The sequence below is a fragment of the Vibrio sp. 1F263 genome, from assembly GCF_041439035.1.
Classification (GTDB): Bacteria; Pseudomonadota; Gammaproteobacteria; order Enterobacterales; family Vibrionaceae; genus Vibrio; species Vibrio tasmaniensis_A.
On sequence record NZ_JBGONI010000028.1, the window covers coordinates 55,812 to 69,597 of the forward strand.

The 13,786-nt window shown below is 44.2% G+C and carries 10 protein-coding genes; 6 read left to right on the plus strand and 4 right to left on the minus strand.

Annotated features, from left to right (window positions below; genetic code table 11):
* The first annotated feature begins 85 nt into the window (after positions 1–85).
* On the plus strand, positions 86–1,219 hold the full coding sequence (gene nrdB, locus ACED25_RS16630) for a class Ia ribonucleoside-diphosphate reductase subunit beta (RefSeq protein ID WP_004733365.1): 1,134 nt from the start codon (positions 86–88) through the stop codon (positions 1,217–1,219).
* The gene (yfaE, locus tag ACED25_RS16635; protein ID WP_012604325.1) at positions 1,219–1,497 is read left to right on the plus strand and encodes a class I ribonucleotide reductase maintenance protein YfaE; all 279 of its coding nucleotides are present in this window, start codon (positions 1,219–1,221) and stop codon (positions 1,495–1,497) included. Before nrdB ends, yfaE begins: the two co-directional genes overlap by 1 nt.
* Positions 1,498–1,777: 280 nt before the next feature.
* On the opposite strand, the gene ACED25_RS16640 is transcribed toward yfaE, so the two are convergent.
* Positions 1,778–3,013, minus strand: a complete 1,236-nt coding sequence (locus ACED25_RS16640) for a CinA family nicotinamide mononucleotide deamidase-related protein (protein ID WP_102250188.1) — start codon at positions 3,011–3,013, stop codon at positions 1,778–1,780.
* 208 nt (positions 3,014–3,221) lie between these two features.
* On the opposite strand from ACED25_RS16640, the gene ACED25_RS16645 reads away from it, so the two are divergent.
* The 4 genes from ACED25_RS16645 (at position 3,222) to ACED25_RS16660 (ending at position 7,256) form a co-directional block, all read left to right on the plus strand.
* Positions 3,222–4,133 carry a DUF3943 domain-containing protein gene (locus ACED25_RS16645; protein ID WP_009848852.1) on the plus strand — a complete coding sequence of 304 codons (912 nt, stop codon included), beginning with the start codon at positions 3,222–3,224 and terminating at the stop codon, positions 4,131–4,133.
* 252 nt (positions 4,134–4,385) lie between these two features.
* On the plus strand, positions 4,386–4,898 hold the full coding sequence (locus tag ACED25_RS16650; RefSeq protein ID WP_009848853.1) for a glycine cleavage system protein R: 513 nt from the start codon (positions 4,386–4,388) through the stop codon (positions 4,896–4,898).
* 193 nt (positions 4,899–5,091) lie between these two features.
* A complete protein-coding gene (locus ACED25_RS16655; RefSeq protein ID WP_371695710.1) occupies positions 5,092–6,714 on the plus strand; it encodes a DUF1566 domain-containing protein in 1,623 nt (540 codons plus the stop codon).
* The gene (locus ACED25_RS16660) at positions 6,714–7,256 is read left to right on the plus strand and encodes a DUF1566 domain-containing protein (RefSeq protein WP_269337376.1); all 543 of its coding nucleotides are present in this window, start codon (positions 6,714–6,716) and stop codon (positions 7,254–7,256) included. Before ACED25_RS16655 ends, ACED25_RS16660 begins: the two co-directional genes overlap by 1 nt.
* A 67-nt stretch (positions 7,257–7,323) precedes the next feature.
* On the opposite strand, the gene nspC is transcribed toward ACED25_RS16660, so the two are convergent.
* From nspC to ACED25_RS16675, 3 genes are all read right to left on the minus strand, one after another.
* The gene (gene nspC, locus ACED25_RS16665) at positions 7,324–8,463 is read right to left on the minus strand and encodes a carboxynorspermidine decarboxylase (RefSeq protein ID WP_371695711.1); all 1,140 of its coding nucleotides are present in this window, start codon (positions 8,461–8,463) and stop codon (positions 7,324–7,326) included.
* Between the two features lie 199 nt (positions 8,464–8,662).
* Positions 8,663–9,916 (minus strand): carboxynorspermidine synthase, encoded by a 1,254-nt coding sequence (locus ACED25_RS16670; RefSeq protein ID WP_371695712.1) that lies wholly within the window; start codon positions 9,914–9,916, stop codon positions 8,663–8,665.
* Between the two features lie 8 nt (positions 9,917–9,924).
* A complete protein-coding gene (locus ACED25_RS16675) occupies positions 9,925–12,876 on the minus strand; it encodes a pyridoxal phosphate-dependent class III aminotransferase (protein WP_371695713.1) in 2,952 nt (983 codons plus the stop codon).
* Positions 12,877–13,786 lie beyond the last annotated feature (910 nt).

Below are 13,786 nucleotides of genomic sequence, written 5' to 3' on the forward strand. Positions count from 1 at the left end.
ACCCCAGAGAAGAGTTATCTTCTCTGGGTTTAAAGCATTAACAGGGTCCGTTTTATTGCGGGTCTTTAAAGGATTTGAGGCATTTATGGCTTACAGTACTTTTTCTCAACAAAAAAATGACCAACTAAAAGAACCAATGTTCTTGGGTCAGTCGGTAAACGTTGCACGTTACGACCAACAAAAATTTGAAATCTTCGAAAAGCTTATCGAGAAGCAGCTTTCTTTCTTCTGGCGCCCAGAAGAGGTCGACGTGTCTAGTGACCGTATCGACTACAACAAGCTTCCTGAGCATGAAAAGCACATCTTCATCTCTAACTTGAAGTACCAAACGCTTCTAGATTCTATCCAAGGCCGCAGCCCTAACGTTGCCCTACTTCCATTGGTATCACTACCAGAAGTTGAAACTTGGATTGAGACATGGTCATTCTCTGAAACGATTCACTCTCGTTCTTACACGCACATCATCCGTAACATCGTAAATGATCCAGGCGTAGTATTCGACGACATCGTTGAAAACGAAGAGATCCTGAAGCGCGCTAAAGACATCGCATTTTACTACGACGATTTGATCAAGCTGACGGCTGACTACCACCGCTACGGTGAAGGCAACCACAACATCAACGGCGAAGACGTTAAGATTTCACTTCACGACCTGAAGAAGAAGCTTTACGTATGTCTAATGTCTGTAAACGCACTGGAAGCGATTCGTTTCTACGTGAGTTTTGCATGTTCATTCGCATTCGCTGAACGTGAGCTAATGGAAGGTAACGCGAAGATCATCAAGCTAATCGCTCGTGATGAAGCACTTCACCTTACTGGTACACAGCACATGATCAACTTGCTGCGTAATGGCCAAGATGACTTCGAATTCATGCAGATCGCTGAAGAGTGTAAGCAAGAGTGTTTCGACCTATTCAAAGAAGCGGCTGAGCAAGAGAAAGAGTGGGCAGAATACCTATTCAAAGATGGCTCTATGATTGGTCTAAACAAAGACATTCTTTGCCAATACGTTGAGTACATTACTAACATCCGTATGCAGGCTGTTGGTCTAGGTACCGCTTACCCAGAAGCAACGTCGAACCCAATTCCATGGATCAACGCTTGGTTGTCTTCAGATAACGTTCAAGTTGCTCCACAAGAAGCTGAAATCAGTTCTTACCTAGTTGGCCAAATCGACAACGAAGTAAAAGCTGACGACTTTGAAGGGTTTGAGCTGTAATGCCAACAATCAAAATCAACAAGCTGACTTCTATTGAATCTAACCCTTCAAATACTCTATTGGAAACAATGGAACAAGCAGGGTTAGAGCCAGAATACAACTGCCGAGATGGCCACTGTGGCGCTTGCCGCTGTACGTTGGATTCTGGTGAAGTCGAGTACGTTGGTTTTGCTATGGCTTACACACAAGGCGATGAAATTTTGCCTTGTATCTGTAAAGCAAAAACAGAACTATCGCTGAGTAACGTTATTCACAGAAATAAGCAAAAAAGTGCTTAATACTTGTACTTAGATCTTATACTTAGCTACTTAGCTACTTAGCTACTTAGCTACTTAGCTACTTAGCGCGATTAGTACAATGTTGAATCGTTAACAGACAAGCTTAAAAATTTAAGGGCCCGATAATCTTCATTATCAGGCCCTTTTTGTATTTCATGTTGGCTCAATCATACAACTCGCTTATTGCACCAACTCGGCTTTATTGATGTATATGATTTATTACATATATAGCTTTATAGCTTTATAGCTTTAACTTGGACTTTATAGCGTTGACTTGGTTTTATAGTACCGCTTTAGGAATAAACATGTCTTTCAATCGCTTAACCGAAGAGTAAGTACCAAACATCGGTTTGTTGTCTAGATGCCTTCTCAGCATATCGGCGGCAACGGTCTTAATCACGTTGCGTTGGTCTTCGCGTGAGTACTGACGATAAAACTCAAGCACCTGTCCCCACTCTCCTGCTTCAGTAGACAATGCGACGCTAAATGTGTTGCCTTCTAACTTACCAGTAACCAAAGCCAGTTCTGTACCGCACTTCTCTCTTGTAGCGCCAGCCAGTGCAAAGGTTGCGGCTAATGGATCACTCTTTTCAAGTTCGCTCTCTTTTGGCTCAGCCATGACCCATGAATGACCAAAGCAGTCTTCAACCTGCTCATTCAATTGCAGCCACGCTGATAGGGCGCCTTTGGTCGACACTTCAGATACAGATAACGTCTTCTTTTTTTCCGCCATGATGTGTCCAATATGGTCAATCATTGGCTCATCAACGCTCACGACATTACTCTCTAGGAGCTTGTAAACCATTTGCAGAAGCTTAACGCGAGTTTCTAAGTCTGCCTTAGGACCAAACAGTTTGACCTCAATAAAAGGCAGATAAGAACGGTAGCCAAGTTCATAGCCTGCTGGAAGCTTAAGCTGGTCTAACACATCCGAGATACCCGATTCAGACAAACCAAACGTAAACAATCGACTGCATTCAGAGGCCACCACTTGAGGGTAGGTACGCGACAAGTCAGGAAGAATCTCAAACGTAACCATACGTTTGAATTCACTCGGTACACCAGGAGTGAAATAGAAAGTCGCATCGTTGATTTTCAGCTTGAAGCCGCAAGCCGTACCCACAGGATTATCAACAATCTCTGAACTCGCGGGCAATAAAGCTTGCTTAAGGTTACTATCAGGCATCGGCATACCACGTCCAGAGAACATCTCTTCCATACGAGTCAACCACTCAGGGAACATGACAAGCTTTTGATCTGAGGCCGCAGCCGCAGCCGCCGCACTCATATCATCAGTTGTCGGCCCCAAACCACCATTGACGATAACCACATCATAGTTGAAGCTCAGCATCAGCAGTTCTTCGATCAGAGCGTTCATTTGATCGCCCACAGTTGAACGCTTTGCCAAAGCAAAGCCGTGCTGATAAAACTCAGCAGACATCCAAGCTGCGTTTGTGTCGACAATGTCCCCATGAAGAACTTCTTCACCAGTGCTTAACATTGCGATTTTCGTCATATTTATATCCCTTGTGGCCATTAAAAGACACGGCATTATTTACAAACTAGTCTAAGGTTGAGTTTGAGTCATTCACCTTTTCACAAATATTACTAATGCTTAATCTAAGGTTTTCTTAGGAAAAGCAATAAATTATTAGTTCCCTAAACTAAGCATTTAATAGATAATTGTGACTCGGATCAATTATTAACTTCTCATGGAGACCCTTGTGGCCAAATCACCGTTACTAACGAAGGTTACTGCTGCATTTACAATGCTAATGTCAGTTAACTCGGTTGCAAGCCAATACGACTTCGACCAACCAATCAACCTTTCTTATTCGGATGAATGCGCTCAAGATTACTGTGTTAATGAAAGCTTGTACACCTATAAGCCTAGTAACAATTATGCGCTAAGCGAAACAAGCGACCAATATGATTTAACGATCGAAAAACAACCACTCTACCTTACCGTTAGCGATGGCAAAGATTGGGATTACCTCATGGGCCAAACTTATACCATTCTTGGTTTAAGTGTCGCAACCGTTGGCCTCATGACGCTTTTACCGGAAAGCATCACTAAGTGGGATGATGACCAGCGTGATATCAGTGCACTAGGTAAAAAATGGAAAGATAACGTTTCTGAAGGCCCTGTATGGGACCGTGATGAGCACTTCCTAAACTACGTAATGCATCCGTATTTCGGCGGTGTTTACTACACCGCAGCTCGACATGCTGGTTATGACGAGTTTGAGTCTTTCTTATACTCTTGGACAATGTCTACATTTTTCTGGGAATACGGCGTAGAAGCGTTTGCTGAAGTACCTTCATGGCAAGATATCTTTATTACACCATTCTTTGGGGCTGTTGTCGGTGAAATGATGCTAGAAGCAGAGCAAGACATTGTTGCTTCAGGTGGCGAAGTGATGGGCTCTCAAACCATGGGTGATGTTTCGTTGTTCTTCCTCAACCCTGTTGGCCATATCCACTACTGGGTAAGTGATGCATGGGGTGGTGACGCAGAAGTTAATCTGAATACTAACCCTTGGTGGGATAACAAAGACGCAGCCCGATTCGCCTACGATGCAGGGGCAACATATGACTCTCAGTTTGTTGGTATGAACTTTAAAGTAACGTTTTAAATCGGCTTCCAGTCTCTGAACTCTAAGTTGTTACATTTCAAATAAAAGCGACAACTCTTCTAAAAGCGGCTCTCTAGCCGCTTTTTTTGTGCCCTACTCTTCATTCTCTTTTTTTGCATCACAGCTTAGTTTCAAAAATTGACACAGGTCAAACATTGTTCGATGTAACCTTCTACACTGAAATTAAAGAACTTTATCGCGTGATATCAAACATTTAATTAGCAACGAACAATTGAGACTTTGGGGGCTGATATGAACAGTACATTTATCGTAAACTTTATCGGACAAGCATCACCAGCAACAATCAAGCAACTTGCTGCGGTTACTCACGAAAACGACGGAAAATGGCTCATCAGTAAAGTTAACTTTATTGAAGATCAAGTTGCAGGCGTATTAAAGATTCAACTTCCTGCCATCAACGAATCAATTGTTAAGGATGCTTTCAGTGCCAATGCTGACTTGATCGTGCAGTTTGTTGATTCAGACCACACTCACAACGCACAAGACACAATACATCACTTACGACTTGACTCTAACGACCGAGCTGGCATCGTCAACGAAGTGACACATGTACTAGACAGACAAGGGATTAGCATTCTAGATATGGATTGCCACCGAGTATTTATCGCTGGTGGCGGTGGTGTTAGCTCAAGCCTATTTACTTCCAAGATCGCCGTGAAGTTGCCAATTGAAGTCTTGATTGATGATGTCGTAAATGAATTAGAAACGCTCAGTGAAGATACTCGAGTGATGATTGAGAGCTAACAAGCTAGCCTCCTGATGATAAATTCATCATTGGGAGGCTCCCCTCCAGAAATCCCCCCTCCTCTTACATAACTTACAAAAAACCATATGGAAACATTCGAAATACATAACTTAACCATATGAATTCAGGCATTCGTATAATATTTTTGTTACCATAGATTATCTTATACAATTTAATGGTTTAGGTTCAAACATGGAAAGAAACAGGTCGAGTTGGCAGCTCAATACCATCTCAGTATTCCTTCTCATAACACTATTCAGTGGCTGTAAAAGCGGTCATGAGAATAATGGTAAAACAACGTCTACTTCGTCATCATCACAAATTAACGTTAGCATCCCGAAAAGTGTTTCATTTTCTGAACCACAATCAGGGTCGAAGACAGAGTCAATTACAGTTTCTTTTTCCAAAGCCTTAAGCCAAGAGCTCACTCTCACTATCGTCACCAGCGATATCACAACACGCTCTACTGGTATGTTTAAAAGCTACGATGCTATCTCTAGCCAAAACGTCAAGGTTTCGGCGGGTGCAACTAGTGCAGCTCTTCCTTTAAATCTTACCCATAATAATCTTTACGAAGGGAACAAGACCTTTCACTACACCATTGGTGTGGATAACAGTGCAAATTACACTCTGACCAACAAGCAAACCGAAGTAACCATTAATGATAGTGACGCTCAGCCAACAGTCCGGTTTAGCAAAGACTTAAGTACCGTTGTAGAGGGTGACAGCGTTGTTCAGCAAGCAACTTTAAGCCACTACACCTCTAAAGAGGTTACGCTGACACTCGCTCAAACGGGCATCGCCACAGCTAAAGACTTTAGTGTTGATATCGCTGGTTCAAGTATCAAGATAGCCGCTGAAACCCTGTCAACAAGCATCAAGTTTTCTGCGATTGCTGACAGCTTCAATGAAGGCGGAGAATCCGTAATCTACACCATCGCTAGCGCAGGAAACGCAGCTGTCGATGCTAAGAAAAACTCGCTTGCGTTCTATATACCCGGACAGAAAAGCTTCAACGATACTGGCTATGTAACCTATTTCGATGGCACAGCTTACGACAGCACCACCCCTCCAGCATCGCACCCTAATCAAGATGCCGATTTTGGTTTAGATAAAACGGATGGAAGTGAGCACTCTGATGGTGCATATGGTTTCCGCTACACCAAGATTGATGCGAATGGTAATCCAGTAAATTCATCAGCCTCTAGTTGGCGCTGTGTAAAAGATGAACGAACAGGTTTATATATTGAAAACAAACAAACCGCTAGAGCGCTGCCTACGACAAGCAACATCGAAACTTGGGTTGAAAAACATAAACTAGACGCTAACGCAAACCCTTACCCTTGGGGAACTGAATCAAGTTATTGGCGAAGTGCTTCATACACCTACACTTGGTACGATTCCGATGCAACCACCAATGGCGGTTATGCCGGAGCGCCTAACGATCTGCTGTACAGCGCCGGACCTATATCTTCTCAATGCGCTTACCCCAATGACAATTCTGGTAATCGCAACTGTAATACCAAAAGCTATATTGAGAGCCTAAACAGTTATGCTATCTGCGGCATCACGGATTGGCGTCTGCCCTCTCCTATTGAGGCTCGTTCATTCATTAACTTTAATGTCGGCAGCAAACCATCAAGTGGTGTGGACTTCTTCCCTAACCTAGGTACCAAGCTCTTTACCAAAACAAGCTCAGTAAAAAAAAACGGTAGCGTACGATGCGTTGATACGGCTACGGGAGAGCTAGAGCTTTGTAATAAAAACATTTCAAGTTCAGCGGGTATTGTCGCTGTGAGCGGAGGCTTAGACTAATGAAACTTCATATATGCTTAGGGACACTAACCACCCTACTATGTGGCAACGTATTAGCACAAACATGTGTAACGACACAGTCGGCATCGGTTAAAGACGGGCAGCTTATCGACCGTAAAGATGGTACATTACTGGACGTTACCACTAATTTACTTTGGTCTAAATGTAACTTAGGTGAAAGCTACAATTCCGCACAAGATAAATGTGATGGAACAGCACTTAAATACAAAAGCTGGCAAGATGCACTCAATGCAACTAAAGACACAAACCTAACCACAATTGCTAGTCAAACGGGCTTTCGCTTGCCAAATATCAAAGAGCTCAGTTCAATCGTAGAGTACCGCTGTACGAAACCTGCTATCAACCTGACACATTTCCCCACTACAACCAATGAGCCTTACTGGACGAACACACCAGACGCACACAAAATTAACAGTGCCTATGATGGTTTGATCATTGATTTTGAAGAGGCTCTGGAAACGATTATAGATCCAAGTAACCCCCCTTCTCCTCTGATTAGATTAGTTAAGCCATTTAACTAGTTTTAAAGGAAAACAAAAAGAGCAGCTCATTCGCTGCTCTTTTTATTTATATAAACTTATAATTTAGTTACTTAACTGACCATTGTGATAATGAGCGTTTGAAGTCTTCATAGCCAAATTCATTTAGCTTCTGAACTTCGCCACTGCTACGTTCGCAGTAGATTGATGGCATTTTTAGGCCATTAAACCAATTCAGTTTCACCATGGTGTAACCGGCACTGTCTAACAGATGCAGTTTTTGACCAATTTTCAGTGGCTCATCAAAGCTCGCTTCGCAGAACTGATCGCCCGCCAAGCATGAACACGAGCCAATCACGTAGTCATGGCTACCGTTTTCAGACGCTTCTAATACCGATGCTGGTTCATTGTAGATAAGCGTATCAAGGCGATGAGCTTCGGTTGCCGAATCGACAATTGCCGTTTTCTTCACGTTCTCAACAATATCAACAACTGTCACAACTAGGTCGGTTGTTTTAGTGATGATGGCTTCACCCGGCTCTAGGTACATCTGCACGCCGTGCTTTTCAGAGAAGGCTTTTAGCGCAAGACCCAGTTTCTCGATGTCATAACCCGGCCATGTGAAGAACACACCACCGCCCATGCTCACCCAGTCCAACTTATCTAGGTGCTCACCAAACTGCTCTGAGATTGAATCAAGCAAACCGATAAATGCATCGACGTCTTTGTTCTCGCAGTTCATGTGGAACATCACACCATTGATCTCATCGAAGATCTCCGGTTTGATGTGATCAGCTTGCACACCCAAACGTGAGAATTGACGCGCTGGGTTTGCCAAGTCTTGCCCTGCGTAGCTCACACCCGGATTTAATCGTAAACCCAATGAAGCCTTACCTTCAACAATATGACGGTAAACGGCAAGTTGGCTTTGAGAGTTGAAGATCATCTTGTCGCAGATATCCGCAACTTCTCTCACGTCATCTTCGCTGTAACCCACACTGTAAGCGTGCGTTTCACCACCAAAGGTTTCGTGGCCAAGCTTGACTTCGTATGGGCCAGAGCTTGTCGTGCCATCGAGGTAAGGTTTGATGATGTCAAACACACCCCATGTCGAAAAACACTTCAGTGCCAATACCAATTTCACACCTGAAATCTCTTTCAGTTGCTTGGCTTTCTCTAGATTCGCAATCAACTTGTCTTCGTTGATCATGAAATATGGGGTTTTTAGTTCTTCTTTCTTAAACGTCATTTTTGTAAACACTCAAGCAGCATCTATAGATGGAAAGGTAAATTAACAATTTTGGTGTGATTTATTTTGATTTTGTCCTGTCCGAGCGCAGTGAGTTACAAAATCAAAATAAATGATACCAAAGCTTCAAGGCTATCATCATCGAAAAGGGAACAATCCATGTCCCCTTTAATTAGCAATCAAAACAAGAAATCAGTTCTTATTTTTTCAGCTCTTGAATCACAGGAAGACCTTGGCCTGCATCAAGTTCTTGAACATGCCAATCTAGACCGATTTCCGGCATGGTTGCTAGGAACGGGTCTGGGTTTAGCTGTTCCATGTTGAACACGCCTTTATCAGCCCATTCGCCACGGAAGAACTGAAGTGCAGCCGTAATCGCTGGAACACCCGTAGTGTAAGAGATTGCTTGGTGCTCTACGTCTTCGTAAGCCACTTCGTGGTCTGCGTTATTGTAGATGAAGACACTGCGATCTTTGCCGTCTTTCTTACCTTGGACCCAAGTACCGATACACGTTAAACCTGTGTAACCCGGAGCTAGAGATGTTGGGTCTGGTAGTAGTGCTTTAAGAACATGCAGAGGCTGAACCACAGTACCGTCATGTAGCGTTAGTGGATCAGGGCTAAGAAGACCGATATCACGCATGCAGTTGAAGTAGTTCAGGTATGCATCACCAAAGCCCATCCAGAATTCGATACGCTTAGCAGGGATGAACTCTTTCATTGAACGAACTTCATCGTGCGCCATTGAGTAAACTTTGTGAGAACCACAATTAGGGAATTCAAACTCAAGCATACGAGAGTGACAAGGTACTTGTTTCCACTCTTCATTTTCCCAGTAGAAAGAATCGCCTTGGATCTCAAGCATGTTGGTTTCTGGATCAAAGTTTGTCGCAAACTTCTTACCGTGGTCGCCAGCATTCACGTCCATTACGTCAATTGAGTCAATCTCATCAAACAAGTGCTTAACCGCGTACGCAGCAAAGATTGAGACCACACCTGGATCGAAGCCAGCACCAAGAATACCTGTGATGCCCGCTTCTGCGAACTTCTCACGGTAGCCCCACTGCCAATCGTAAGCTTGTGGTACTTGTTGGCCTTCAGAACATAGGTCAACCGCAACCGATGTATCTAAATAAGATACTTTAGATTGGTAACACGCTTCCATGATTGCCATGTTTACCCAAGGAGGACCAGCGTTGATCACTAGATCCGGCTGAACTTCTTTAATCAAAGCAACAAGCGCATCAACATCATCAGCGTCTACTGAACGTGCTTCTAGTTTCTTAGTTGAATCTTTAAGGTTGTTTTTACCCTTGATAGATTCGATGATTTTTTCACACTTCGCGATTGTGCGAGAAGCGATTGTGATATCACCCAGTACTTCGTTATTTTGTGCTGCTTTGTGTGCAACAACCCAACCAACGCCGCCTGCACCAATTTGTAGAATAGCCATAGTTTTAATTACCCTTGTTGTTCTGCTAGCTCAATAGCTAAAGTTTGAATTTTGTTAATTAGAGATTTGAAATCTGATGTCGTTAAGCACGGATTCAAGATTGTAAATTTCAGCGCACTTTTACCGTCGACGACCGTTTCGCCAAGCACGGCAACACCACGAGTCAGCGCCTCCAGTCTTAACGTCTGATTCAGTTTATCTAAATCAAGAGCGTTGTGTGCTGATTGCCCATTGTTAGGCACCGAACGGAACAACACAGTCGAAAGAGACGGCTCAGCAAGCAGCTCAAAATCGTCATGCTTCTGAATCAGGTCGGCAACCTCAAGCGTCTGCTCTAGGAGATGATCGTACATATCACCCAGTTGCTTTGGCCCAACGCTTTGCATGGTCATGAAGACTTTCAGTGCATCGAAACGCTTGGTGGTCGCGATAGACTTATCGACTAGATTTGGCAGCTCATCGTGCTCGCGATTCAAGTAGTCTGCGTGATGCAGTAGGTACTTAAAGTTCGCTTTGTCTTTCAGCAGCACAGCACCACAGCTGATTGTTTGGAAGAACAACTTGTGGAAATCAACGCTGACTGAGTCCGCTTTCTCGATGCCTTTCAGACGAGCTTTATGGCTACTTAAGATAAGCGCGCCACCGTAAGCACTGTCGACATGGAACCAAAGGCCTTGTTGGTTGGCGATGTCAGCAATCGCTTCAAGGTCATCAATCGCACCGTGATCGGTCGTACCCGCAGTACCGACAACAGCAAAAGGAATCAATCCTTGTGCTTTAAGTGCTTTCACTTCAGCGTCTAGCAAGTCAGGCTTGATAGTGCCGTTTGCATTGGTGTCAACACAGCACACTGCTGCTTCGCCTAGCCCTAGTAGAGAAGCTGACTTTTGAACCGTAAAGTGAGATTTCTTTGAACATAAGATACGAAGCTTGCTTGCGTATTCTGGTAAGCCAAGCTTTTGGATTGAGTGGCCATTGTGCTTATCTGCAACCCAGTCTCTCGCAAGCAATAAACCCATTAAGTTACTTTGCGTGCCGCCGCTCGTGAAAACACCGTCAGCTTGTGCGCCAAGTTGGTATTTGTCGCACATCCAATCCACGACGCGCTGCTCAACATAAGTCGCAGCAGATGCTTGGTCCCATGAATCCATTGATTGATTCAACGCCGCGATAATCGATTCCGCAGCTACCGAAGCCATAAGCGGTGGAGTGTGAAGGTGTGCAATGCAGTCTGGGTGTTGTACGAAGATGGAGTTCGCAGCGACAAGGTCTGCAGTGCTATCTACAACATCAACCAAAGCGTGTTGATTGTTATCGAGATCAACAGCATTGATAGCTGCTTCTAGCACTTTTGGATCTAAACCTGAATAAGGGGTTTCTACCTGTTCAAAAACCGCTTTCATCGCTTGAGTGGTTTGGTTCATCACGTTAGCAAATTCGTTGCTACCGCCTAAACCTGTCTGGATGAAATGCTTATTCCATTCTTGGTTAGTTTGTTCGCTTGAAGCTGGGTCTTGTTGTAAACCACCACCCGCTGCGATGATCGCTTCTTCCATCACGCGCAATGCAAAGTCGATCTGCTCAAAAGAGATAATCATTGGCGGAAGGAAACGAATTACCGAACCATCACGACCACCCTTTTCAACCATCAAGCCGCGCTCTAGTGCTGCTCGTTGAATCGCTAAGGTTAGTTCGCCGTCGGATTGTGGTTCGCCAAACTTGTTAAGATCACCATTTGGTTGCTTGATCTCAGCGCCAAGCATCAAGCCTTTACCGCGAACTTCAGCAATACAGCCAACGCGTGATTGAATCTTCTCAAGCCCGTGACGTAAGTATTGACCTGCGATGTTCGCGTGCTCAACCAAGCCATCACGCTCGATGATTTCCAGTGCCTTAGCGCCAGACACCATTGCTAATTGGTTACCACGGAATGTACCGGTGTGCTCACCCGCTTTCCATGTATCAATGCTCTTATCGAACACAAGCAGCGACATAGGCAGTCCGCCACCAATCGCTTTAGATAAACATAAGATATCAGGGTTAACGCCTGACTCTTCAAACGCGAATCGATGACCCGTTTTACCCACGCCACACTGAATTTCATCAAAAATCAGTAGGATGCCATGTTCATCACAGATGCGACGTAGGCCTTGTAACCAAGATGCAGGAGCTGGAATCACACCGCCCTCACCTTGTACAGGCTCGACGATCATCGCTGCAGGTTTCATGATGCCAGATTCATCGTCATTCAACATACGCTCGATGTAACGAATGCTTGCGTTAGCACCTGCTTCACCACCAATGCCAAACGGGCAGCGGAGGTTGTATGGGAAAGGCATGAAATGTACGTCAGACATCAAGCCGCTACGACGTTCTTTAGTGCCGAGGTTACCCATCATGCCCATGGTGCCGTTCGTCATGCCGTGGTAAGCACCGCGAAAAGCAAACATAGTGTTACGACCTGTGGTTTGCTTGGCTAGCTTGATCGCGGCTTCCACAGCGTCAGCGCCAGACGGGCCACAGAATTGAAGAACCGAGTTCGTTGAAAAGTCTTGAGGGAGAAAAGCTTTTACTCGCTTGATAAACGTCTCTTTTGCTTGAGTCGTAATATCAAGTGTCTGATATGGCAAACCAGAATCGAGTTGGTCTTTAAGTGCTTGGTTAATCTCAGGGTGGTTGTAGCCCAGAGAAAGTGTACCTGCACCAGCTAAGCAATCGAGAAAGAGTTGGCCACGAGTATCTTCAACTAAAACACCACATGCTCGTTTAATAGCAATTGGTAGGCGTCTTGGGTAAGAGCGAACATCCGACTCATGCTGTTCTTGCTCTAGCAAAATAGCGTCAGGCGTTAGGTCGTAAGTTCCCTCTACGATAGGAACCATAGTTGAAAATGAATTTGCGATAGTATTAATATCGACTTCAAAGGCGGTAGTCATAAAAGTCCCCTTGAATGTGTTCATACTCACCTCCATAACACGCAAATACCCACCAGCTCTCTTTAAATTTGGAGAGAGTTCATAGTGAAACACGCGTATTGTCTAGAAATGAGATATAGCTGTACGCTCGCATAAGTCAAATGACGAATACGAAATTAGGCCGTCTTAGGACAGCAGAAACTAGTTAGCGTGAGCTCAAGGTTCAGTAATGCTACTGTTTTGAAGAATTGGACATTTGTGCAGTATCGGACAGCTATGAAGAACTGGCCCTTTTGGAAATGCAGAGCTGATTAGCAATGTTGTTATTAGTGTGTTCAATGTTGGGTTTCCCATTAGCATGGCGAATTGCGCCATAAGTATCCCGTCTATCAGCTAAAGGCTAGCTGATACCTACCCTACGTAATGTCCCAATCAGCAAGAATGGTCACTACGCGTATCCCCCAGAAGCAATCGTTGCTCTTCTTGAACATTGTTCATTCCGAGATTGCGCGGGAAAATAACATAAAGTGAAATGAACGATCAATAGTTTTTAATAATCGCTTGATAAATAGGAGCGGTAACTGACAAATTGCTGAAAATATCGTCAAGTTAATCTTTAGGTAAGGAGATCCCCGGTTCATTCGTTCCTCACGCCCGAGGATGACGACATGGATATACAGGCGGTGTTAGTGAGGGCTTTGCCTTTCCGTCATTCCCTAGCACGAGGAACGAGTTCATAGGGAATCTCGCTTTTAAAAGCTAAGTAATCTAAACGAACTTGATAGCAACATTTTGAGATAGAAAAGGAAGTTTGGGTGTGTTCAAACAGAAAGAGGAATAACGCATAAAAATCAGAACAGCAGAAACCAAAAAGCCCGAACATTTCTGTTCGGGCTTTTTAATTTGGAGCGATACATCGGGTTCGAACCGATGACCTCAACCTTGGCAAGGTTGC